The 21,385-nt window shown below is 66.7% G+C and carries 23 protein-coding genes and 1 riboswitch; of the genes, 14 read left to right on the plus strand and 9 right to left on the minus strand.

What is annotated here, in order from left to right:
• Positions 1-7 precede the first annotated feature (7 nt).
• On the minus strand, positions 8-1,096 hold the full coding sequence (locus O2K97_RS07415; RefSeq protein WP_269221014.1) for an ABC transporter ATP-binding protein: 1,089 nt from the start codon (positions 1,094-1,096) through the stop codon (positions 8-10).
• 173 nt (positions 1,097-1,269) lie between these two features.
• Here O2K97_RS07415 and O2K97_RS07420 point away from each other — a divergent pair, with 173 nt between their 5' ends.
• Together O2K97_RS07420 and O2K97_RS07425 are read left to right on the plus strand one after the other, a co-directional pair.
• Complete coding sequence (locus tag O2K97_RS07420) at positions 1,270-3,888, plus strand: TonB-dependent receptor domain-containing protein (protein WP_269221015.1); 2,619 nt, start codon at positions 1,270-1,272, stop codon at positions 3,886-3,888.
• Between the two features lie 68 nt (positions 3,889-3,956).
• Positions 3,957-4,673, plus strand: coding sequence for a hypothetical protein (locus tag O2K97_RS07425; RefSeq protein WP_269221016.1), 717 nt, complete (start codon positions 3,957-3,959; stop codon positions 4,671-4,673).
• A 296-nt stretch (positions 4,674-4,969) separates the two neighbouring features.
• On the opposite strand, the gene O2K97_RS07430 is transcribed toward O2K97_RS07425, so the two are convergent.
• From O2K97_RS07430 to O2K97_RS07440, 3 genes are read right to left on the minus strand one after another with little or no spacing between them, the layout of a single operon-like run.
• Entirely contained in the window at positions 4,970-5,716 is a 747-nt protein-coding gene (locus tag O2K97_RS07430) for an acyl-CoA thioesterase (RefSeq protein ID WP_265150033.1), read from the minus strand.
• The gene (locus O2K97_RS07435; RefSeq protein ID WP_269221017.1) at positions 5,713-6,774 is read right to left on the minus strand and encodes a methionine synthase; all 1,062 of its coding nucleotides are present in this window, start codon (positions 6,772-6,774) and stop codon (positions 5,713-5,715) included. Before O2K97_RS07435 ends, O2K97_RS07430 begins: the two co-directional genes overlap by 4 nt.
• A gap of 29 nt (positions 6,775-6,803) precedes the next feature.
• Positions 6,804-7,790, minus strand: a complete 987-nt coding sequence (locus O2K97_RS07440) for a DUF1852 domain-containing protein (RefSeq protein ID WP_269221018.1) — start codon at positions 7,788-7,790, stop codon at positions 6,804-6,806.
• Positions 7,791-7,897: 107 nt separating this feature from the next.
• Positions 7,898-8,106, minus strand: a riboswitch (cobalamin riboswitch).
• Between the two features lie 121 nt (positions 8,107-8,227).
• Between O2K97_RS07440 and O2K97_RS07445 the strand changes: the two genes are divergently transcribed.
• Entirely contained in the window at positions 8,228-8,575 is a 348-nt protein-coding gene (locus O2K97_RS07445) for an ArsC family reductase (RefSeq protein ID WP_269221019.1), read from the plus strand.
• Here the strand turns inward: O2K97_RS07445 and O2K97_RS07450 are convergent.
• Entirely contained in the window at positions 8,568-9,377 is an 810-nt protein-coding gene (locus O2K97_RS07450; RefSeq protein WP_269221020.1) for an endonuclease/exonuclease/phosphatase family protein, read from the minus strand. The genes O2K97_RS07445 and O2K97_RS07450 overlap by 8 nt on opposite strands.
• Positions 9,378-9,384: 7 nt before the next feature.
• A complete protein-coding gene (locus O2K97_RS07455) occupies positions 9,385-9,624 on the minus strand; it encodes a DUF2188 domain-containing protein (RefSeq protein WP_269221021.1) in 240 nt (79 codons plus the stop codon).
• A gap of 175 nt (positions 9,625-9,799) precedes the next feature.
• Here O2K97_RS07455 and O2K97_RS07460 point away from each other — a divergent pair, with 175 nt between their 5' ends.
• From O2K97_RS07460 to O2K97_RS07495, 8 genes are all read left to right on the plus strand, one after another.
• Complete coding sequence (locus O2K97_RS07460) at positions 9,800-10,195, plus strand: DUF6249 domain-containing protein (RefSeq protein WP_269221022.1); 396 nt, start codon at positions 9,800-9,802, stop codon at positions 10,193-10,195.
• A 25-nt stretch (positions 10,196-10,220) separates the two neighbouring features.
• Positions 10,221-10,778: an RNA polymerase sigma factor gene (locus tag O2K97_RS07465; protein ID WP_269221023.1), complete on the plus strand. Its 558-nt coding sequence runs from the start codon at positions 10,221-10,223 to the stop codon at positions 10,776-10,778.
• Positions 10,768-11,184 (plus strand): hypothetical protein, encoded by a 417-nt coding sequence (locus tag O2K97_RS07470; protein ID WP_112862236.1) that lies wholly within the window; start codon positions 10,768-10,770, stop codon positions 11,182-11,184. Before O2K97_RS07465 ends, O2K97_RS07470 begins: the two co-directional genes overlap by 11 nt.
• Before the next feature lie 71 nt (positions 11,185-11,255).
• Positions 11,256-12,092, plus strand: a complete 837-nt coding sequence (gene panB / locus O2K97_RS07475; protein WP_269221024.1) for a 3-methyl-2-oxobutanoate hydroxymethyltransferase — start codon at positions 11,256-11,258, stop codon at positions 12,090-12,092.
• A 79-nt stretch (positions 12,093-12,171) separates the two neighbouring features.
• Positions 12,172-13,002 (plus strand): tetratricopeptide repeat protein, encoded by an 831-nt coding sequence (locus O2K97_RS07480; RefSeq protein ID WP_269221025.1) that lies wholly within the window; start codon positions 12,172-12,174, stop codon positions 13,000-13,002.
• Positions 13,003-13,028: 26 nt separating this feature from the next.
• Positions 13,029-14,411, plus strand: coding sequence for a PQQ-binding-like beta-propeller repeat protein (locus O2K97_RS07485; protein WP_045810561.1), 1,383 nt, complete (start codon positions 13,029-13,031; stop codon positions 14,409-14,411).
• 31 nt (positions 14,412-14,442) lie between these two features.
• The gene (gene der / locus O2K97_RS07490) at positions 14,443-16,062 is read left to right on the plus strand and encodes a ribosome biogenesis GTPase Der (protein ID WP_269221026.1); all 1,620 of its coding nucleotides are present in this window, start codon (positions 14,443-14,445) and stop codon (positions 16,060-16,062) included.
• Positions 16,063-16,066: 4 nt separating this feature from the next.
• Positions 16,067-16,528, plus strand: coding sequence for an NUDIX hydrolase (locus O2K97_RS07495; RefSeq protein WP_269221027.1), 462 nt, complete (start codon positions 16,067-16,069; stop codon positions 16,526-16,528).
• Between the two features lie 3 nt (positions 16,529-16,531).
• On the opposite strand, the gene O2K97_RS07500 is transcribed toward O2K97_RS07495, so the two are convergent.
• Complete coding sequence (locus O2K97_RS07500; RefSeq protein ID WP_269221028.1) at positions 16,532-17,410, minus strand: AraC family transcriptional regulator; 879 nt, start codon at positions 17,408-17,410, stop codon at positions 16,532-16,534.
• Positions 17,411-17,553: 143 nt separating this feature from the next.
• On the opposite strand from O2K97_RS07500, the gene O2K97_RS07505 reads away from it, so the two are divergent.
• Entirely contained in the window at positions 17,554-18,441 is an 888-nt protein-coding gene (locus O2K97_RS07505) for an oxidoreductase (RefSeq protein WP_269221029.1), read from the plus strand.
• 7 nt (positions 18,442-18,448) lie between these two features.
• Here O2K97_RS07505 and O2K97_RS07510 read toward each other — a convergent pair whose 3' ends face one another.
• Positions 18,449-19,204: an SDR family NAD(P)-dependent oxidoreductase gene (locus O2K97_RS07510; RefSeq protein ID WP_269221030.1), complete on the minus strand. Its 756-nt coding sequence runs from the start codon at positions 19,202-19,204 to the stop codon at positions 18,449-18,451.
• A gap of 70 nt (positions 19,205-19,274) precedes the next feature.
• Between O2K97_RS07510 and O2K97_RS07515 the strand changes: the two genes are divergently transcribed.
• Both O2K97_RS07515 and O2K97_RS07520 read left to right on the plus strand, forming a co-directional pair.
• On the plus strand, positions 19,275-19,532 hold the full coding sequence (locus O2K97_RS07515) for a CopG family ribbon-helix-helix protein (RefSeq protein WP_269221031.1): 258 nt from the start codon (positions 19,275-19,277) through the stop codon (positions 19,530-19,532).
• Entirely contained in the window at positions 19,529-19,843 is a 315-nt protein-coding gene (locus O2K97_RS07520) for a type II toxin-antitoxin system RelE/ParE family toxin (protein ID WP_269221032.1), read from the plus strand. The genes O2K97_RS07515 and O2K97_RS07520 overlap by 4 nt, the downstream gene beginning before the upstream one ends.
• An 11-nt stretch (positions 19,844-19,854) precedes the next feature.
• Here O2K97_RS07520 and purF read toward each other — a convergent pair whose 3' ends face one another.
• Positions 19,855-21,360, minus strand: a complete 1,506-nt coding sequence (purF, locus tag O2K97_RS07525) for an amidophosphoribosyltransferase (RefSeq protein WP_045810557.1) — start codon at positions 21,358-21,360, stop codon at positions 19,855-19,857.
• Positions 21,361-21,385: the final 25 nt, after the last annotated feature.

Below are 21,385 nucleotides of genomic sequence, written 5' to 3' on the forward strand. Positions count from 1 at the left end.
AGAGGGATCAGAGGCGGCTCAAGGCCTTGCCGGTCGCGTCGAACAGGTGGGCTTGTTTTGCGGGCACGTGCAGCGTCAGTCGCTCGCCCGCCTTGGCCCGCAGTTCGCCCGCCAACTGAACCGTCAGCGTGTCCTGTGTCGCCGGATGCTTCAGGTGCGCCATTGTGGTCGCGCCCAGGGTCTCCACGAACATGACCTCGGCGCTGAGGGCGTCGCCGTCGTCGTCGAGGCTCAGGTGTTCGGGACGGACGCCCAAAGTGACGGCGTCGCCGGGCTTGGCCGAAGCGGCGTCCACGGCGAGCTGGATCGTCTCGCCGGCCGTGGTCTTCACCGTCGCGCCGATCGTCGAGGCCTCGACGATCTCGGCTGTCAGAAGGTTCATCTTCGGGCTGCCGATGAAGCCGGCGACGAACAGGTTGGCGGGGTGTTCGTACAGGTCCATCGGCGCGCCGACCTGTTCAATCCGGCCGGCGTTCAGCACCACGATCCGGTCGGCCAGGGTCATGGCCTCGACCTGGTCGTGGGTGACGTAGATCATGGTGGTCTTCAGTTCGGCGTGCAGCCGCGCGAACTCGTAGCGCATCCGCACGCGCAGGGCGGCATCCAGGTTCGACAGGGGCTCGTCGAACAGGAAGACCTCGGGCTCGCGCACGATGGCGCGGCCGATGGCGACGCGCTGGCGCTGGCCGCCCGACATGGCCTTGGGCTTGCGATCCAGATAGTCGGTGATGCTGAGCGCCTCTGCGGCGGCACGGACGCGGCGATCGATCTCGCCCTTGTCCGTCTTGGCCAGCTTCAGGCCGAAGGCCATGTTTTCATAGGCGGTCATGTGCGGATACAGCGCATAGGACTGGAACACCATGGCGATGCCCCGGTCGGACGGCGACAGGTCGTTGACCACGCGGTCCCCGATGGAGACCTGGCCCGTCGTCGCCTCTTCCAGACCGGCGATGGTGCGCAGCAGGGTGGACTTGCCGCAGCCCGAGGGGCCGACGAAGACCACGAACTCGCCGTCGGCGATCTCCAGATCGACGCCCTTCAGCACCTCGACGGCGCCGAACGCCTTTTTCACGTCGACCAGACGGACGTTCGCCATGCTTCCTGCTTTCCTGACCGTTTCTGTTTTGCCGCACCGTAACCGGTTACATGGCGGGATCAATGGCGCACGATGTCTCGCTGACAACTGAAATTGCAAAACTGCAAAATTAGGCTTTCGCAAAATCGAAGCGCTGGATAGAAGCCCGCTGCCAATCGTGGGGGAGTATCCGAATGACGCAGCGCAACTTCTTGATGGCGACAGCCTCGATCGCCTGGCTGGCGACGGCTGCGGCGGCCCAGGCCCAGGAGGAGTCGCGCGTGGACGATGTGGTGGTCACCGGCTCCCGGATCGCGGGCGGCGAGCGGATTGCCCCGGTAGAGACTGTAGCCCGCGAAACAATCGCCGCCGCCGGCATCGCCGATGCCTCTCAGCTGGTCCGGCTGGTCACGGCCAATTCGGGCTCGGAGGCCCAGGTCGATCAGCTGAACCAGCCGCAAAGTTCGGGCACGGCCCAGTTCAACCTGCGCAATCTCGGCCTCGGCTCAACTTTGGTCCTGGTGGACGGCCAGCGCTGGACAAATAGCGCCGTGGTGGCGACGGACGGCTCGGGCTTCGTCGACATCAACTCGCTGGTTCCGATGATCGCGCTTCAGCGGGTCGAGGTGGTCAAGGACGGCGCCTCGGCGGTCTATGGCTCGGACGCGGTGGCGGGCGTGGTCAACTTCATCACTCGGCGGGGCGTGGACCGTCCCGAGGTCAGCGCCAAATACGCCGTAGCCGACGGATCGGAAGAGAGCGTGATCGAGGCGCTCGGCGGGTTCGGCCTGCTGGGCGGTGACCTGACGCTGGCGGCCTCGCATTTCCATCGTTCGGCCCTGGGGTCGGACGAGCGGGACTTCACCCAGGCCGAACGCTATGGCCGCGCGGCCTGGACGGCCGTCACCAGCTACGGCCAGCCCGGCTCATATTTCCGACCCAGCCGCAATGGGTTTTCGCCCGATCCGGCGTGCGGCGATCCGGCGTTCGGCAGCGCCTATCTGAACTCGCCCACGGACATCTTCTGCCGGCTGGACTATTCGGACTTCTTCGATCTGGTCCCGGAGGAGACGCGCACGCAGCTGTTCGCGGACTACCGACGGCCTGTGGGCGACATGACCCTGTCGCTGCAAGGGGCGTGGTCGGCGACCAACACCATCGCGCGCCAGTCGCCGTCGCTGCCGATCCTGGCGCGATCCCTGACGGTGCCGGCGACCCATCCCGACAATCCGTTCGGCGAGGCGGTGCTGTTCCGGGGCCGGCTGTTGGGGGCGGAGGCCGGCGCGTCGCAGGCCGAGTTCGACTATCGCACCTGGCGTCTGGCGGCCGGGCTGGATGGGCGCTTCGGCAATGGCTGGACCTGGAACCTGTCGGCGACCAGCAGCCGCCAGCACGTCGCCTACGACAAGCCCGACACCATCGGCAGCGCCTTGCAGAATGCGTTGAACGGCCTGGGCGGGGCGGGTTGCAATCCCGCGACGGGGACGCCTGGCGTCGGCGCCTGCCAGTATTTCAACCCGTTCGGCAGCGCCTACCTGGGAACCGGGACGGCGAACACCACTGCCCTGATCGACAGCCTGATCGGCTCGACCGGCCTGCGGGGCGCGGCGACCCTGACGACGGCGGACGCCTCGACCAGCGGCGAGGCCCTGGCCTGGGCCGGTGGATCGGTCGATGTCGCCGTCGGCGCCCAGTATCGCCGCAGCGGCTTCCGTCACGACTGGAGCGACTTGGTCAACCGCGGCGATCTGCTGACGGCGGGCGTGTCGCCGGACTTCGAGGGCGATCAGGAAGCCTTGGCCGCCTTCGCCGAGGCCCGCCTCCACCTGGGCGACCGGATCGAGGCGCAGCTCGCCGGGCGCTACGAATCCTATGACGGGAACGAGGGGCGGTTCAGCCCCAAGGCCGCGATCCGCTGGGATGTCACCGACGCCCTGGCCCTGCGCGCGTCGTGGGGGCAGGGGTTCCGCGCGCCGTCGGTCTATGCCCAGTCGGGAGCGCAGGCGTCGCAGCCGTCGGTGTTCGACCGGGGGGCGTTCGTCTTTGTCAACACCCTGACTTCGGGCCGGGCCGACCTGAAGCCCGAGAAGTCCGAGAGCCTGAACCTGGGCGCGGTCTGGACGCCGATCGAGGGGCTGGAACTGGGCGTGGACGCCTGGCGGTTCGACTATGCCGATCAGGTGGTCAAGGAGTCGGCCCAGGCCATCATCAACCAGGCGGCGGCCGATACGGCGGCGGGGCGGACCGGCACGGAGGCGCAGAGCCGCATTACCCGTTCACCCAGCGGCGCCCTGACCTTCGTGCAGCTGTATTTCGTAAACGCCTCGTCCATTGAGACCCAAGGGATCGACCTGTCGGCCCGCTATCGGCGCGGCCTGTGGGGCGGGGAGGCGACGGCCTCGGTGACCTGGACCTATGTGGACGCCTACGACATCCGGCTGGACGCGTCGGCCGCGAAGGTGTCGGGCGTCGGTTCGACCAACCTGAACAACATTGGCCGGTCCCTGCCACGCAATCGCGGCGAGTTCGCCCTGGGCTGGAGCGGCGGGGCGAACGCGGTGACGGCCCTGGTCCACTATACTGACGGATACGCCAACGACCGCAGCGGCATCACCGACGCCAGCATCGCCAGCCAGACGACGGTCGATCTGTTCTACCGTCGCACGATCGGCGCTGACCTCGATCTGTCGGTCGGGGTGGTCAATGTGGCGGACAAGGCGCCGCCGCTGGCGCAGTTCGCCTTTGGCTATGACCCGGTGGTTGCCGATCCGCGCGGGCGGGTCGTCAGCATTGGCCTCAGCAAGCGGTTCTGACCAAGCGGTTCCGATCGGCGGTTGCGCGGTCAACCGGGCGGTGTATGCATCCCCTAGGGGAGAATCCGATGACCGACGGCGAGACGACGCGCAAACAGGCGTTCAAGGACCTGTCAGAGGACACGCTGGGCTTTGGCGGGGCCGAGGTGCGGACCGCGCGCGATCTGCTGGTGCGGCCCCGGCTGGTCCTTCAGGCCTGGATGATCGAGGGGCCGACCGGGGGCGGGCGCTACGCCAAGCCGCTGAAGCTGTATCTGGCGCTGAACGCGATCCTGATGCTGGTGGTGTTCCTGCGCGGCGGTTTGAGCTTCTATCTGGAAAGCATGCCGGCCGATGTTCTGAACCCCCTGCTTCAGGAAGCGGGCAAGTCGCGCGACGCATTCATGTCGGACGCCGACGGATGGATGTCCCTGGTCGCCGTGCCCATCATGGCGCCCTTCTACGCCCTGGCGGCCATGCCGCTGTTTCGCCTGTGGGACGCCGAGGACCTGGGCCTGAGACGCGGGTTCAGGGCCGCTTTCGCCTATCTTAACGCCTGGACCGTGCCGTTGCTGCCGCTGGCGTGGTTCATGTTCAGCCCCGGCCCGCTGGCCGCGGCGTGCAGCCTTGTGATGCTGGCACTGGGCGTCGTGGCCTTCATGCGGATGGGCCGTGGACGGTGGTATCGGGGCGTGGTCCCCGGCTTGGCCAAGGCCTTCGCCGTGATGATCGCCATCGGCCTGTCCAGCGTCGTCGCGACCTTCATCGTGATGGTCATCGGCGTCTTCGCCGGATTTGCGGCCTAGACGGTCGCCTGACAAAAACACCGTCTAATTCGTCTAATTTGTCTATTTCAGCGTCAGAGCGAACGGCGCCACGCCCAGAAATGGCGAGCAAAGTGCAAGATCGCGCAGTTTCAGAGCGCTGCTGTTTTCAAAGACCCGTGACATCATTATCCGGCTCTGACGCATGTCCGGTCGATTGACGCTCCGGCCCTTCAAGTCCTTGATCTCGCGTCAAATCATCTATCGAAATGGTATGGGGAGATGGGTCGGAATGGCGACGCGTTTTTTCCCTGCGTGAGAGCTTAGCCGCAGTCGCTTCATAACCTTGCCGCCGGTTTTGGCTGTCCCTCGGCATCGACGGCCACCATGACGAACTCGGCCGTGGCGGAACGCCGCCGTTCTCCCGTCAGGAGGCGTTCGGCCCAGAGTTGCACCTCGACCGAGACTGAGCTGCGCCCGACCATCTTTACGCGCGAGACCAGTTCGACCATGTCGCCGCCGTCGATCGGGGCCTTGAAGTCGATGCGGTTGGTCGCGGCCATGACCATGACCTCGCGCGCATGGCGGGTCGCCGTGACGAAGGCGGCCTTGCCCATGAGCTTGAGCGCGTCGCCGCCGAACAGGGTGCCGTAGTGGTTGGTCGTGCCGGGAAAGACCATCTCTGCGGTCCTCAGCCAGCCATCGTCCGCCTCGCCTGCCTCATCGAGGGGCGTTAACGGTTGATCATCGCCCGCCGGCCTCAGGGCGACCATGTTGAAGGCTCCGCGCGTACACAGGCGGCGCTCGCCGCTCAGCAGGCTTTCGGCGTGCAGTTCGACTTCGACGCCCAGAGAGGACCGACCGATCCGAACGACGCGGCCAACCGCCTCGACCATCTCGCCGATCCGGGCCGGAGCCGCGAAATCGATCCGCTCGCATCCGGCCGTGACCACGGCCCGTCGCGCGTGGCGGCTCGCGGCCAGAAAGGCGACCTTGTCGAGGTGGGCCAGACCAACCCCGCCGAACAGGGTGCCATGGTGGTTGGCGTCACCGGGGAACACCATGTCGATCAGGCGAACCCTCACGGCTCGCACCTTTCCGCGCCGTAGTAGAGGTCGCGGGACAGTTCCTCGCGCACGATCTCGGCGCCGGCGCTCAAGGCGCGCAGCTTGCCATTGGCGACCCGGCGCGACAGGGGCGCCATGCCGCAGTTGGTGGCCGGATAGAGTTTGTCGGCGTCCACGAACTCAAGCGCCTTGCGCAAGGTGTCCGCCACCTCTTCGGGCGTTTCGATCGTGTCGGTCGCGACGTCGATGGCGCCGACCATCACCTTCTTGCCCCGGATCAGTTCGATCAGATCCATCGGCACGCGCGCGTTCTGGGCTTCGAGTGAAATGATGTCGATGCTGGAGGTCCGAAGCTTGGGGAAGGCCTCTTCGTACTGCCGCCATTCGGAGCCGAGGGTCTTCTTCCAGTCGGTGTTGGCCTTGATGCCGTAGCCGTAGCAGATGTGGACCGCCGTTTCGCACTTCAGCCCCTCGGCCGCCTTCTCCAGGGTCGCCACGCCCCATTCGTTCACCTCGTCGAAGAAGACGTTGAAGGCGGGCTCGTCGAACTGGACGATGTCGACGCCGGCGGCCTCCAGTTCGCGGGCCTCCTCATTGAGGATTTTGGCGAACTCCCAGGCCAGTTTTTCGCGGCTGCCGTAATGGTCGTCATACAGGGTGTCGATCATCGTCATCGGCCCGGGCAACGCCCATTTGATCGGCTGGTCGGTCTGAGCCCGCAGGAACTTGGCGTCTTCGACGAAGACCGATTTCGGACGGCTGACGGCGCCCACGACCACCGGGACGCTGGCGTCATAGCGATTGCGGATTCGCATGGTCTTGCGGTTCTCAAAATCGACGCCGTCGAGGTGTTCGATGAAGGTCGTGACGAAATGCTGGCGGGTCTGTTCGCCGTCACTGAAGATGTCGATGCCGGCCCGGCGCTGATCGTCCAGCGACAGGCGCAGGGCGTCCTGTTTGGCCTCGATCAGGTCATCGCCCTGCAGCTTCCAAGGCGACCAGAGCGTCTCGGGCTCGGCCAGCCAGACGGGTTTGGGCAGGCTGCCGGCGGTCGAGGTCGGGAGAAGGGTTTTCATGAGGGGAGACTCTGAAATCTGGAAACTGTTCAGGCGGCGGCGAAGGCGGCCGACCATTGGTCGAGGCGGGCGCGGTGCGGCTTGATGAACCGCTCTTCGACGAAGCGGCCCTGCTCGACGGCCAGCCGACTGCGCTCGTCGCGGTCGTAGACGATGCGGGTCAGCGAATAGTCCTGCGCCTTCAGGCTGGGCTGATACTGCTCAGTCGCCGGGGAGTTGGCGTTGTAGATCTCGGGCCGATAGATCTTCTGGAAGGTCTCCATCGTGGCGATGGTGCTGGCCAGTTCGAGGTCGGTGTAGTCGCTGGTGAGGTCGCTGACATGGTACAGGGCGAACGGCGCGACGCTGCCCGGTGGCATGAAGTAGCGGACCTTCATCCCCATCTTCGCGAAATACCGATCGGTCGGCGAGAAGGCGTCGTTGTCGTATTCCAGCCCCAGCACGGGATGGTCGAAGCCGGTGCGATGGTAGGTCTTGTTGCTGGAGACGCTGAGGCAGATGACCGGCGCCTTTGCGAAGTTGTCGCGATAGGCGCGCGACGCCAGAAAGTGCCTGAACAGCTTGCCGTGCAGCTCACCGAAGTCGTCCGGCACGCCGCCGTTCGGGTGCGCTTTCAGGTGTTCGGGCAGGACTACGCTGAAGTCGTAGTCGCGGACATAGGAGGAGAAGTTGTTGCCCACGATCCCATCGATTCGCCGGCCCGTCCCCTTGTCGATGATCGTCGTCTGCAGGATTTCGATCAGCGGAAAGGCGTCGTCGCGCTCCGAGCAAAGGCTCATCTCGACCGAGACGATCTGAAGCTCCAGCGCATAGCGATCGCCCCTCGGATTGTCGTGGTGCGCCAGCGAGTTGAAGCGGTTGTCGATCATCCGCAGGGTATTGCGCAGATTATCCCGGCGGCTCTCGCCTCGCGCCAGGTTGGCGAAATTGGTGGTGATCCGCGTCGTGTCGGCGGGACGATAGTCTTCGTCGAGCGCGGTCCGCGTGATCCTGAATGTGAAGTCGGTGCTCGCCATGGTCTCTGCCGTTGATGCTGTGGCGAGACAGCGGACAGGGACGCGCGACCGCTCGCGCGCAGTCGTCCCGTCGCGGCGTTCATGCGACCTGACCGGACACCCCGCCGGAGGACGTTATCTGTCGGGGCAGGTCTCCTGGCTCACGGGTCACGGCTTCGGGTCCGGCCTTCCCAACGTCAGAAGACGTCAGTGACACGAAATGGACCTTCGGCTCGCCGCTCACAGTTGCGGGGGCAGCGCCGGCATCACACCGGCTTCCCTCTTAGCTCCGCATCGCCCGGAGGCGACGCGCAGAACCTCGACGCCCCATACAACGGCGAGCCGGGGGGACAAGTCAAGAAACATATAAGGATATCGTTATATGTTTCGCCCTATGTCGAGCGACATGGAGGTCGGGTATAGCTGCGGTTCGACACCGGCTCCGAGACCCCCCCGCAATGACCTACACCCTATACGGCATTCCCAACTGCGACACGGTGAAGAAGGCGCGGGTCTGGCTGGAGCAGCAGGGGGTCGACTATGTCTTCCACGACTACAAGAAGGCCGGAGTGGATGCGGGGCGGCTGGGCCAGTGGGTCGACGAGCACGGGTGGGAGACGGTGCTGAACCGGGCCGGGACGACTTTCAAGAAGCTGCCCGAAGCCGACAAGACGGACATCGACAGGTCGAAGGCGATCGCGCTGATGACGGCCCAGCCGTCGATGATTAAACGGCCGGTGCTGGATCTGGGGGATCGGCGGCTGGTGGGGTTCAAGCCCGAGACTTATGCCTCAGCGCTTACCTGAGCCGCACGGTCGCGACGACGCCGAAGTGGTCGGACGGGTATTCGCCGTTGGTCGGCGTATCGCCGAAGCGGCGGGCCTCGCCGGGGATGAAGGCGGCCTGTTCGACGAAGATGTGGTCGATGACACGCTCGGGGTGACCCTTGGCCGGGTTCAGGGTGGTCGTGACCGCGCCGCGGGGCAGGGCGCTGAAGAAGCGGGGGCCGGTCAGGGTCGCCAGGCCGGAATCCTCCTGCGTCGCATTGAAGTCGCCCGTGACGATCAGGGGCGTGTCGTCCTGCGGCAGCCAGCTTAGCAGCGACGCGATCTGGCGGGCGCGGACCGGGCCGGCGTCCTGTTGCCACGCCAGATGGGTGACGACGACATCGACCGGGCGACCCTGAACCGCGACGCGAAGCCGAAGCGCGGTGCGGAAATCGTCGAGCGGCTCAAGCTTGGTCGAGGCCTCGGCCAGAACTGGCAGGCGGGTCAGCAGGGCGTTGCCGTAACGGCGCGGGGCGCCCTCGGCGTCGGTCGAGACGAAGGCGACGTGATAGCCGCCCAACTCGCGCGCCAGCATCCGGGCCTGGTTCTCCAGCCCGACATTGGCGTCCTCCAGCACCTCTTGCAGGGCGATGACGTCGGCGTCCTGGGCCTTCAGCGCAGCGATCAGCAGCGGACGGCGGGCGGCCCAGTCGCCCATGTTGTGCCAGATGTTGAAGGTGACGAGCTTCAGTTCGGTGGGCGTCTTAGCCTTTGGGGCCGTGGCGCAGCCTGCCAGCGGCGCGAGGGCGGCGGCGGCCAGCAGGGTGCGACGGTGGATCATCTCGGGCTCAGCCCTCGACGTCCGTGGAGGGGCGGTCATAGCCGTCCGCGCTTTCGGTGACCCATTCCCCGGCGGCGGTCTCGTATTCGATGGCGGCGGTCTGGTCCGGCACGCGCTGTTCGCGCGCGGCGCGCACGGCGGCGGCCGTTGCGTCGTCGTGGCTGGCGAAGGTTTCGGAATAGGTGTCGCCGGACTTGTAGGCCCAGCCGCCGTCGTGTTCGACGATGCGATAGGTGACATGGGCCATGGGATGCGCTCCTGAGATTGATGAGATCGGACCCTAGACCGAACCGACGGCGGCCGAAACGGCGACCTTACGAAGATTTCACGCAACGCCGCGCATCCGTTGAGGCGTCGGCCAGCCTCTTGTGATCAGAAGGCCGCCGCATCAGGCTGCTGCAACGGTTCAAGGGGTATTCTTCATGCATGACTTCATTCCGATCTTCGCCATATTCTCTGTCTTCGGCTCGATCACGGCCATCGTCTTCGGCCCGCAGGTTCTGAAATATCGCGAGAAGCGCGATATGCAGGAGACCATCCGCCATGCGGTGGACAAGGGCCAGCAACTGCCGCCTGAACTGATCGACGTCCTGACCAAGGACGTGCAGAAGAGCCTGCCGTCTCGCACCAAGGACATCCGGCGCGGCGTCATCTGGCTGGCGTCCGGCATCGGCATCGCCGCCTTCTCGGTCGTCAGCGAACTGGGCGGCGGTTTCAACGGCAACCTCGACAGCGGCCTGCTGGGCATCTCCTGCATTCCCGTCACGATCGGCCTGGCCTTCATCGTGCTGAGCTTCTTCAACAAGGGCGCGGACTGACCACGGCGGGCGGGGGGAAGCTCCGATGAGCAAGTCTCTACGCGACTTCCACGATGTGGAGCTGGCGGCCCAGGCGGCGGCCGGTGGTCGGCGGGAGTATGGCGAGCTGGTGCGTCGGCACGGGTCGGCGGTTCGGGGGCTGCTGCGCCGGATGGGGGCGACGCCGTCCCTGTCCGACGACGTGGCGCAGGACGCCTTTCTGCAAGGGTTCCAGCGGTGCGCGGAGTTTCGCGGGCAGGGCACGTTTGCGGGCTGGATCAAGAAGATCGCCGCGCGGCTCTATCTGAAGCGGGTGGCCAAGGAGGCGCGCTACGTCGCCGAGATCGAGGCCGATCAGGCGGGTGTAGTCGTTGATCGCGGCGGTCTGATGGACCTGGACGAGGCGCTGAAGACGCTCAGCGAGACCGAGCGTGTCTGCGTCTCCCTGTGCCACGGCGCGGGGATGTCGCATCCGGAAATCGCGGCAGCCATGAATTTGCCGCTTGGCACGGTGAAATCGCATGTCAAACGTGGTCTGGATAAACTCCGTGCGCGGCTTCAACCGGCGCACGGCTCAGGCGGGAGGTCGGTCCATGTCGGCTGACGAATTCGATCCGATGATCGAAAGGCTGTTCGCCCAGGCGCCGAGCCTGCCGGACGAGGCCCTGTTCCTGGCGACGGTCAAGGCGCGCATGGAGACGCGGTCGCGCTGGCGCGCCCTGACCCTGACGGCGGCCGGACTGATCGGCGGTGTGCTGGCGGTGCGCGAGGGGGTGAACATCAACTTCACCGCCGACGGCGACACGACCCTGGCGCAAGGCCTCCGGGCGGCGGCCGCCACAGCGCAGGGCGCAGCGCAATCGGGCCTGGACGGTCTGGGCCTTCAAGGTCTGGGCGTCGGCTCGCTGGATGTGATGAACGGCTCGGGCATGATGGCCTTCTGGATCGTCGCCGGGGCCCTGGTCGCCCTGATGGCGGCGGGCGTGGCGAAGCTGTCGCAGGACGTGTGAGCGCGGCCGCAAGGGTGACACCGGCGGGGCAGGGGCCTATCTGACCCCTCTTCACGTCAGGAGGCCCGGCGATGTCCGTCCATACCCAAGAGAGCGTCAAACGCATCACCGTGCCCGATATTGCGGGGCGCAAGGGCGGCGAGCCGATCGTCTGCCTGACGGCCTATGACGCGCCGATGGCGGCCCTGCTGGACCCGCACTGCGATGTGCTGCTGGTCGGCGACAGCCTGGGGATGGCGGTTCACGGCCTGCCCAATACCGTGGGCGTGACGCTGGAGATGATGATCCTGCACGGGCAGGCCGTCATGCGCGGCGCCAGACGGGCCATGGTGGTCGTGGACATGCCGTTCGGCTCCTACGAAGGCGGCAAGGAGGTCGCCTACGCCAACTGCGTGCGGGTGATGAAGGAGACGGGCGCCCAGGCGGTGAAGCTGGAAACCAGCATCGAAATGGCCGAGATCGTCGCCTTCCTGGTCAAGCGCGGGATTCCGGTCATGGGCCATGTCGGTCTGCGACCCCAGGCGATCCTGGCCGAGGGCGGGTTCAAGGCCAAGGGCCGGACCGACAGCGAGCGCGACCGGGTGCTGGCCGAGGCCAGGGCCGTTGCCGAGGCCGGCGCCTTCTGCATCGTCATCGAGGGCGTCGCCGAATCGCTGGCGCGCGAGATCACCGAGACGATCGACGTGCCCACCATCGGCATCGGCGCCTCGGCCGCCTGTGACGGCCAGGTGCTGGTGGTCAACGACATGCTGGGCCTGTTCGACTGGACCCCGAAGTTCGTGCGCAAATACGCCGATCTGCGCACCGAGATCGACCGCGCCGCCGCCGCTTTCGCCAGCGATGTGAAAACCCGCCGTTTTCCTGCCGAAGTCGAGACCTACTTCTCGAAAAAGCCGGCTTCGCAGTAACGGACGACGTTGCGGGCGGGGAGCCGACCTTCTAGGGTCCGCGCCGGTTTGCATTTCGCGATTTTGGGGCGACGTTTCAGTGGTTGATGTCTTCGAGCAGGTCGAGGAGGAGCTTCGCTCCGACAAGTTGAAGCGCCTGGCCAAGACCTGGCTGCCCGTTTTCGGCGTGGTGCTGGTCGTCGCCCTGATCGGCGCCCTGGGCTGGTGGGGCTGGGACAGCCTGAACTCCAACAAGGCCGCCAAGGCCGCCGAAGCCTATGATCGCGGCATGGAGGCCCTGCGCGCCGACAAGCCGATGGACGCCCGCGCCGCCTTCGAGGAAGCGATCAAGGAAGGCAACGGCGCCTATAAGGTCCTGGCCCTGCAGCAGCAGGCCGGTCTGGCCGTCAGCGCCAACAAGTTCCCCGAGGCTGTCCGCCTGTTCGACGAGGCCGCCAAGGCGTCCAGCGATCCGATCCTGTCGGACCCGCCCGCCCTGAAGGCCGCCTTCCTGATCATGGACACCGCGCCGCTGGCCGAGATCGAAAAGCGTCTGACGCCGCTGGCCGAAGACAAGCGCCCGCTGCACGCCTTCGCCCAGGAAGCCCTGGCCCTGGCGCGCCTGCAACACGGCAAGACCAAGGAAGCGCGTGAGGCCTTCGTGCTGCTGCAACTGGGTCAGGACGTGCCGGACTCGATCCGTCAGCGCGCCCAGATCGCCGTGGAATCCATCGACGCCGGAACCGCAGCCGCCATCAAGCCCATCATCGACGCCGCCGCCAAGGCGACCCCGCCGGCCGCCGGCGCTGCGAACGCGATGACGCCCTCGGCCGCCCAGGCTGCCCCGGCTCAGGCTGCTCCGGCCCAAGCTGCCCCGGCTCAGGCCGCACCCGCTCAGGCGGCTCCCGCCGCCGCGCCGGCCGCCCAATAGTGACGACCCCTTACAGGACGCCCCCGATGAACCGAGTTCTGAAAGTCGCGCTGATCTGCGGCGTCGCCGCAACGATGGCGTCCTGCGGCACCGTTCGCCGCAACCTGCCGTTCGGTCTGGGCGGCGGCAAGGAAGACGCCGGCGCGACCGCCTCGGCCGGCCAGCGCATCTCGGTGCTGGAGTTCGAACAAAGCCTGTCGCCGTCGGCCGCCCTGTCGGGCCGCGACTTCTTCCTGCCGGGTCCGCAGGCCGTGACGGCCTGGACGCAGCCGGGCGGCACGTCCGAGAATCTGGTCGAGCACGTCATTGCGGCGCCGAACTTCCAGATTGCGTGGAAGCGGGGCATCGGCTCGGGATCGGCCCACGTCGGCAACGTCATGGCCCCGATCGTGGCCGCCGACGGCAAGATCTTCGTGCTGGACGGCGAATCGACCGTTTCGGCGGTTTCGGCCGACACCGGCGCGATCCTGTGGAAGGCCAACGTCAAGAACGCCGATCGTGACCGCAACGGCGGCTTCGGCGGCGGCGTCGCCGTGGGCGGCGGCAAGGTCTTCGTCTCGTCCGGCTATCGCTCGATGACGGCGCTGGACGCCAACACCGGCGCGGTGGTCTGGACGCAGCAGGTGGACGCCCCGATCCACGGCGCCCCGACCGTCTCGGGCAACCGGGTCTTCGTCGTGGACGTGGACAGCCAGTTGTTCGCCTTCGACGCCAACACCGGCGCCCAGGACTGGACCTATCGCGGCATCGCCGAGCCGGCGCGCGTCATGCGCGCCTCCAGCCCCGCCGTCAGCGGCACGACCGTCGTCGCCCCATTCGCCTCGGGCCAGCTGGTCGCGCTGAGCGCCCTGAACGGCCAGGCGGTGTGGGAAGAGACCCTGTCGCGCACCAGCCGCACCAGCGCCCTGTCTGAAGTTCGCGACGTGGCGGGCCGTCCCGTCATCAGCCGCGGCATGGTCTATGGCGTCAGCCACTCGGGCGTGATGTCGGCGCTCGACCTGCGTTCGGGCCAGCCCAAGTGGCAGCTGCCGGTGACGGGCGTGAACGCGCCGCTGCCGGTCGGCGACGCCGTCTTCGTGGTGTCCAAGTCGGGGCAGTTGATCACGGCCAACCGCGACACGGGCCAGATCTATTGGACGCGCGAACTGAACGAGGGCCGCGAGCGCCGCGAGGGCGGTTTCCTGACCTTCGGCCGTCGCACCATCCGCCCGCAATGGTCTGGCCCGCTGCTGGCCTCCAACCGTCTGGTGATGGTCAATTCGTTCGGCGAAGCCGTCGCCTTCGATCCGAAGACCGGCGTGGCGCAGACGACGCTGAAACTGGGCGCGCCCGCCTATATCGCGCCGGCCGCCTATAACGGCGCGCTCTATGTGCTGACCGACAACGGCCAACTGATCTGCATCCGCTGATTTTCAGCCCAAACTAAGCTAGAAGGCCGACATGGCTCTGAAGGTCGCCATCGTCGGCCGCCCCAATGTGGGCAAATCGACACTGTTCAACCGCCTCGTCGGCAAGCGCCTGGCGCTCGTCGACGATCGCCCCGGCGTGACCCGCGACCGGCGATACGCCGACGGCAACATCGGCGACATGGATCTGACGCTGATCGACACGGCGGGATATGAGGACGTCACCGACGACAGCCTGGAAGCCCGGATGCGCGAGCAGACCGAGGCCGCGCTGGACGACGCCGAACTGGTCATGTTCATGATGGACGCCCGCGAGGGCGTGACGTCGCTGGACCGGATCTTCGCCGAGCGCCTGCGTCGGGTGCACAAGCCGATCATCCTCTTGGCCAACAAGTCCGAGAGCCGCGAGAGCGGCGGCGGCGTCGGCGAGGCGCACGCTCTGGGCTTCGGCGAACCCGTCGCCATCTCGGCCGAGCACGGCGAGGGGATGGCCGATCTGTACGCCGCCATCGTCGCGGCCTCGCAGGACATCTTCGTCGAGGAGATCGACGAGCCGGACAAGCCGATCCGCATCGCCGTCATCGGCCGTCCGAATGCGGGCAAGTCCACCCTGATCAACCGCCTGATCGGCGACGACCGGCTGCTGACGGGGCCGGAAGCGGGCATCACCCGCGACTCCATCTCGGTCGACTGGCAGTTCGAGGGCAAGAACATCCGCCTGGTCGACACGGCCGGCATGCGCCGCAAGGCCCGCGTGCAGGAAAAGCTGGAGAAGCTGTCGGTCGCCGACACCATCCGGGCCATCACCTTCGCTGAAGTCGTCATCCTGATGATGGACAAGGACGACGCCTTCGACACCCAGGACCTGCAGCTGGCCGATCTGGTCGAGCGCGAGGGCCGCGCCCTGGTCTATGTCGCGTCGAAATGGGACCTGGAGGACGAGCCTCAGTCCCGCATGGCCAAGCTGAAAGGCATGGCTGAGGACAAGCTGCCGCAACTGAAGGGGTCGCCCTTTGTGGCCCTGTCGTCGCACAGTGGACGCGGAGTCGAGCGGCTGATGCCGGCGGTGCTTCAGGCCTATGACACCTGGTCGGTCAAGGTGAAGACCAAGGACTTGAACACCTGGCTGTCCATGGCCACCCAGCGGCACCCGCCCCCCGCCGTGGACGGTAAGCGCATCAAGCCGAAATACATCGCCCAGACCAAGGCCCGTCCGCCCACCTTCGTGCTGATGGCCAACCGCGCCGAGTCGATGCCGGAGCATTACAAGCGCTATCTGGTCAACTCGATCCGCGAGAGCTTCGACCTGCCGGGCACGCCGATCCGCCTGAACGTCAAGTCCAGTGGGGTGAACCCCTATGCCGAGGGCGGCGCCAAGTCGGGGCCGGAACGCTACAAGGGCGACGCCAAGACCGCGCCGCGCCGCGGCAAGAAGGCCGAGAAGGAAGAGGCCCTGTCCAAACTGCCCGGCAAGGCGCTGGAGCAGAAGAAGACCCGCAAGGCCCAGCCCAAGATACTGGGCGGGTTGAAGTCCAGCGCATCGAAGAAGGCCGGTTCGTCCGTGGCGGTTCAGAAGGGCGCGCGCGGCGGCGCTCGCCAGGTGTCGCGCTCGGGCCGGATCCGCACGGGTCAAAAGGGCGGCGCCAAGAAGTGACGGCGTGAGCGAGGCCGAGAGCGCGCTTCCCGCCCGGCCCACCTCGCGTTGGCTGATCCTAGACGGCCAGGAGCGGGTGCTGCTGTTTCACTTCGTGTTTTCCGAAGGACCGCTCGCCGGCACAGCCTTCTGGGCGACGCCCGGCGGCGGGTGCGAGACTGGCGAGACCTTCGAGGACGCCGCGCGCCGCGAACTGTTCGAAGAGACTGGGCTGGTCGTCGAAGACCCCGGCCCGCAGGTCGCCCAGGTCCGCGTCAGTTTCCGCCTGCCCGACGGCCGGATGGCGGATGTGGATCAGAGATTCTTCCTGCTGCGTACCGAGGCGTTCGACCTGTCTTCCGCAGGCTGGACCGTGGAAGAACAGGGGGTTCTGGTCGATCACCGCTGGTGGAGCGTCGCGGACATCCGCGCTTCGGCCGAGACGATCTGGCCGGCGGAACTGGCGGATATCCTCGATACGCTCTGAGCCTCAGCCCATCATCAGGCTTTCGCGCATGCGGGCCGCGTCGCGGCCGGGCGGCAGGCCGAACTGACGGGCGTATTCGCGACTGAACTGGGACGGGCTGTCATAGCCGACGGCGAAGCCGGTCTCGGCCGCGCCCTCAACGCCCGTCAACAGCCGGGCGCGGGCTTCGCGCAACCGCAACTGCTTGTGGAACTGCAACGGGCTCATGGTCGTCACGGTGCGGAAGTGTCGGTGGAACGTCGACAGGCTCATGCCCGCCATGTCCGCCAGAGTCTCTAGCCTCACCGGTTCGGCGTAATGGGCGCGGAGCCAGTTGATGGCGCGATTGACGCCTGACAGGCGGCTTTCGGCCGAGCCGATCTGGCGCACGGTCGCGGCGTGCCGGCTGTGGAGCAGCCGCCAGATCAGTTCGCGTTCGATCATCGGCGTCATGACGGCGATCTCCTCGGGCCGGTCCAGAAGGCGCAGCAGGCGCGCCATGAGCTCCAGCAGTTCATCCTCCAGCGGTGTTACATGGATGCCACTCGGCGGCGGCTGATCCGAGGGGGCGGGGACATCGATCTCCAGCATCAGGCCAGCGATGGTGGCGGGATCGAGGTCGAAGCTGAGGGCGCGATACGGCGCCTCGATAATGCTGCCGCATACCGGCAGTTCGGCGGACACCACCAGGCAATCGCCGGCGCGATAGGAATAGACGGTTTCGCCCAGGATCGTCTGTTTGGCGCCGCACACGACCAGGCACAGCATCGGATCATAGGCGACGGGGACCACCCGCGTCTGCGCGTCGCTGCCATACAGGCGCAGACCGGGCACGGGCGATCGTGACAGATCAGGCGGCGCGTGGCGCGCAACGATGTCGGTCATTTCGGGCAAGAGGCTCATGACGGCATTCAGCCCCCATGAGAGGCTGTTCGCAAGCGGGCGAGGGCGGTTTGACAGGATCGTGCAAGCCTTCGCCCGGATCGCCCTAACGCCGTCCACCTGACACCGCGTCTTCTCCGTCGGTCAGGCAGAGGAGATTTTCCATGACAACAACCCCACAAAAGACCTGGCTCATCACCGGTGCGGCGCGTGGTCTGGGCGCCGGGATCGCCCGCGCGGCGCTGGACGCGGGCGACCGCGTCGTCGTCGCAGGTCGAAATCGCGAAGCCCTGATCAAGGCGTTCGGACCGGACAGCGACACGGTCCTGAGCCTGCCGTTGGACGTCACCGACACAGCCGCCATCGCCGCCGCCGTCGAGGCGGTCATGGCGCGCTTCGGCCGCATCGACGTCCTGGTGAACAATGCCGGCTATGGCCACCTCGGCATCTTCGAGGAAACGAGCGCACAGGATGCGCGCACCCAGTTCGACACCAATGTCTTCGGTCTGTTCGACATGACGCGCGCGGTGCTGCCGATCATGCGCGCGCAGAGGTCGGGCCATGTCTTCAACATCTCGTCCATCGGCGGTCTGATGGGCGGTGAGAGCGGCGCGATCTATTGCGCGTCCAAGTTCGCGGTCGAGGGCTTCAGCGAATCGGTCGCGCAAGAGGTGCGTCCGTTTGGCGTACATCTGACCATCGTCGAGCCGGGTTTCTTCCGCACCGACTTCCTCGACGCCTCGTCGATCCGATACGGCGACAACCCCATCGCCGACTATGCCGAAGCATCGCGTGCCATCCGCGCCTTCTATGACGCGCGCAGCCATAATCAGGCGGGCGATCCCGCGAAGCTGGGTCAGGCGCTGGTCATCTTGGCGAATGCGGAAAACCCGCCGGTGCGATGGTCTGCGGGCACGGACGCCATCGGCGTGGTCGAGATGAAGGCGGACAGCCTGAGGGCCGAACTGGAGGCTTGGCGCGATCTTTCAGCCTCAACCGATGGCGATTTCACCTTCCGCGAAGAGCCAAGGCTAGGCGGCGCCTGGGGCTGATACCAGCCTAGACCAGCGCTTCCGTCGTCGGTCCGGCCGCCCAGTCGCGGAAGCGGATCGTCAGCGGGGCCGAGGCGCCGCGGCGGGCCAGATCGACCACCAGGGGGCCGATTTCGGACGGGTGGGGCAGGACGGACGGATCTTCGCCCGGATAGGCCTGGGCGCGCATGGCGGTGCGCATCCGGCCGGGATCGACGATGCTGACGCGCACGGGCGTGCTCTCGATCTCGTCGGCCCAAGCCTTCACCAAGGCCTCGGCGCCGGCCTTGGTCGCCGCGTACATACCCCAGAAGGCCTTGGGCGCGCTGGCGACGCTGGTGGTGAAGTGGATGGCGCGGCCGGCGTCGGAGGCGCGCAACAGAGGCTCGAGCGAGCGGATCAGACGATAGACGGCGGTGAAGTTGGTCTTTTCGACCTTGGCGAACTCGCGCGGGTCGGCGTGCGATACCGGCGTCAGGCCCGAGGGGCCCATGGTGGCCGCGCAGTGGACCCAGATGTCCAGCTTCTTGAACCGTTCGAAGATGGCGCCGCCCAGCCGGTCGATGGCCCCGCCGTCCACCAGATCGAACGGGATAAGGGTCGCATGGCGCCCGGTGGCGGCGAAGATGGCGTCGTCCAGCTCTTCCAGACCGCCCTGGGTGCGCGCCGTCGCAATGACGTGGGCGCCGGCCTTGGCCAGCGCCAGGGCGCTCTCATAACCGATGCCGCGCGAGGCGCCGACGACGAGGGCGATACAGTCGTTCAGGGGCAGGGCGTCGGTCATGGCCGGGTGGTAAGTGTGGCAGGGCGACGGGTCAATGTGTTACCTTGCACGACAACTAAGCGAGGTGGTCATGGCGAAGTCGGCTACGCTTACCCTTCGGGTCAGCCAAGAACTGAAGGAGAAGCTCGGCCGCTATGCCGAGCAGACGCAGCGTTCGCCCTCGGCGGTCGCTGAACGCGGGCTCGAAGCTTTCCTGGATCGTGAAATGGAGATGCAGATCGCCATCGATGCAGCGCTCGACGATTTCGAACATGGTCGGGTCGTGCCGCACGAAGAGGCCATGCGTCAGATCCAGGCCACGATCGACAGGCATCGGAAGACCGCTTGAGGCACGTCGAGTGGTCGCAGGTCGCCTTGGCGCAGTACCATTCCGCTATCGACTATCTCGCGGAACGTAATGCCGATGCGGCGCAGGATGTGGCGGATCGCATCCGAGACACGATCAACGCCTTGGCGCGTCGACCGATCGGGCGTCCGGGAGAGCGGTCAGGCACCTATGAAAAGGCGGTGCTGCGCACGTCCTACATCATCATCTACAGTCTTGTGGGCGGTGCGAACGACAGCCTGCGTGTCTTGCGGGTCTACCACACCGCCCAGAACTGGACCGATTGGTCGCCGACGCCTGACGAGGAGGTCTAGGCTTGCGCGTTTCAGGCGCTGACCAGCAAGGATAGCTGTTTGGCGCCGAACTCACGGCCGCCTTCCTCGATCTCGCGATCCAGGAGGCGGGTGGGATAGTCGCCGGTGAAATAGTGGTCGGTGAACTGCGGGGCGGCGGCGTTGCGGCCGGTCTCGCCCATCGCGCGGTACAGGCCGTCGATGGACAGGAAGCCGAGCGAATCGACCTCCAGCATGTCGCGCATCTCTTCCAGCGTCTTGTTGGCGGCCAGCAACTGGGCGCGCTCGGGCATGTCGATGCCGTAGAAGTCGGGGAACAGGATCTGGGGGCTGGCCGAGCGCAGGTGGACCTCGGTCGCGCCGGCGGCGCGCACGGCGCGGACCAGTTTGAGCGAGGTCGTGCCGCGCACAATGGAATCGTCGATCAGCACGACGCGCTTTCCGGCCAGGGCCGACTTGTTGGGGCTGTGCTTCATCCGTACACCCTTTTGACGGGCGCCCTGGCTGGGCTGGATGAAGGTGCGGCCCAGATAGTGGCTGCGGATGATGCCCATTTCGTAGGGGATGCCGCTTTCCTGGGCGTAGCCGAGGGCGGCCGGAACGCCGGAATCGGGCACGGGCACGACGATGTCGGCCTCGACGCCCAGTTCGCGGGCGAGGCCGCGACCCATTTCCTTGCGGACCTCATAGACGGAGCGGCCGTTCACGACCGAATCCGGGCGCGAGAAATAGACGTATTCGAACAGGCAGGGACGCGCCGCGCGGGCGGGGAAGGGCTTGAGCGAGCGCAGGCCGCTGTCGTCGATGACGACGATCTCGCCGTGTTCGACATCGCGTACGAAGGTGGCGCCCATCATGTCCAGGGCGCAGGTCTCGGACGCCAGAACCCAGCCGTCGCCCAACTGGCCCAGCACCAGCGGGCGGATGCCCAGCGGGTCACGCGCGCCGATCATCTTGGTGCGGGTCTGGGCCACCAGGGCGTAACCGCCTTCGATCCGGGCCAGGGCGTCGGTGAAGCGATCGACGATCTTGGCTTTGCGGCTGCGCGCGATCAGGTGGAGGATGACTTCGGAATCCGAGGTCGACTGGAAGATGGCGCCTTCGCTGACCAACTGGGCGTGCAGGAATTTGAAGTTGGTCAGGTTGCCGTTATGGGCGATGGCTATGCCGCCCTGGTCCAGATCGGCGAACATCGGCTGGATGTTGCGCAGGAAGCTGCCGCCGGCGGTGGAGTAGCGGGTGTGGCCCACGGCCGCGCGGCCGGGCATCCGCGTCATCAGGTCGGCGCCGCCGAAGGCCTCGCCCACCAGGCCCTGGTGCCGTTCGGTGTAGAAGCGCTCGTCCTTGACGCTGGCGATGCCGCAGGCTTCCTGGCCGCGATGCTGAAGGGCGTGAAGACCCAGGGCGACGACGGAAGAGCCTTCGTCCTCGTCCGCGCCCCAGACGCCGCAGACGCCGCATTCCAGGCGAAGCTGGTCATCCTCCGGCTCGCGCCAGTGCTCGCGGTGAACGACGGGATCGGCGATATGGTGGCGCATCGTGGGGCTCCGATGACCGGGGAAA

Origin of the sequence: Brevundimonas vesicularis (genome assembly GCF_027105095.1) — a bacterium.
In the GTDB taxonomy this organism is placed as follows: domain Bacteria; phylum Pseudomonadota; class Alphaproteobacteria; order Caulobacterales; family Caulobacteraceae; genus Brevundimonas; species Brevundimonas vesicularis_E.

Excerpts from the sequence above, each read along its gene's own strand:
- panB (WP_269221024.1), top strand. The coding sequence starts at position 11,256 with ATGTCCGTCCATACCCAAGAGAGCGTCAAACGCATCACCGTGCCCGAT.
- O2K97_RS07450 (WP_269221020.1), bottom strand. The coding sequence starts at position 9,377 with ATGATCCACCGTCGCACCCTGCTGGCCGCCGCCGCCCTCGCGCCGCTG.
- O2K97_RS07515 (WP_269221031.1), top strand. The coding sequence starts at position 19,275 with ATGGCGAAGTCGGCTACGCTTACCCTTCGGGTCAGCCAAGAACTGAAG.
- O2K97_RS07440 (WP_269221018.1), bottom strand. The coding sequence starts at position 7,790 with ATGGCGAGCACCGACTTCACATTCAGGATCACGCGGACCGCGCTCGAC.
- O2K97_RS07485 (WP_045810561.1), top strand. The coding sequence starts at position 13,029 with ATGAACCGAGTTCTGAAAGTCGCGCTGATCTGCGGCGTCGCCGCAACG.
- O2K97_RS07435 (WP_269221017.1), bottom strand. The coding sequence starts at position 6,774 with ATGAAAACCCTTCTCCCGACCTCGACCGCCGGCAGCCTGCCCAAACCC.
- O2K97_RS07470 (WP_112862236.1), top strand. The coding sequence starts at position 10,768 with ATGTCGGCTGACGAATTCGATCCGATGATCGAAAGGCTGTTCGCCCAG.
- O2K97_RS07445 (WP_269221019.1), top strand. The coding sequence starts at position 8,228 with ATGACCTACACCCTATACGGCATTCCCAACTGCGACACGGTGAAGAAG.
- der (WP_269221026.1), top strand. The coding sequence starts at position 14,443 with ATGGCTCTGAAGGTCGCCATCGTCGGCCGCCCCAATGTGGGCAAATCG.
- purF (WP_045810557.1), bottom strand. The coding sequence starts at position 21,360 with ATGCGCCACCATATCGCCGATCCCGTCGTTCACCGCGAGCACTGGCGC.
- O2K97_RS07420 (WP_269221015.1), top strand. The coding sequence starts at position 1,270 with ATGACGCAGCGCAACTTCTTGATGGCGACAGCCTCGATCGCCTGGCTG.
- O2K97_RS07510 (WP_269221030.1), bottom strand. The coding sequence starts at position 19,204 with ATGACCGACGCCCTGCCCCTGAACGACTGTATCGCCCTCGTCGTCGGC.
- O2K97_RS07465 (WP_269221023.1), top strand. The coding sequence starts at position 10,221 with ATGAGCAAGTCTCTACGCGACTTCCACGATGTGGAGCTGGCGGCCCAG.
- O2K97_RS07415 (WP_269221014.1), bottom strand. The coding sequence starts at position 1,096 with ATGGCGAACGTCCGTCTGGTCGACGTGAAAAAGGCGTTCGGCGCCGTC.
- O2K97_RS07455 (WP_269221021.1), bottom strand. The coding sequence starts at position 9,624 with ATGGCCCATGTCACCTATCGCATCGTCGAACACGACGGCGGCTGGGCC.
- O2K97_RS07505 (WP_269221029.1), top strand. The coding sequence starts at position 17,554 with ATGACAACAACCCCACAAAAGACCTGGCTCATCACCGGTGCGGCGCGT.
- O2K97_RS07460 (WP_269221022.1), top strand. The coding sequence starts at position 9,800 with ATGCATGACTTCATTCCGATCTTCGCCATATTCTCTGTCTTCGGCTCG.
- O2K97_RS07425 (WP_269221016.1), top strand. The coding sequence starts at position 3,957 with ATGACCGACGGCGAGACGACGCGCAAACAGGCGTTCAAGGACCTGTCA.
- O2K97_RS07500 (WP_269221028.1), bottom strand. The coding sequence starts at position 17,410 with ATGAGCCTCTTGCCCGAAATGACCGACATCGTTGCGCGCCACGCGCCG.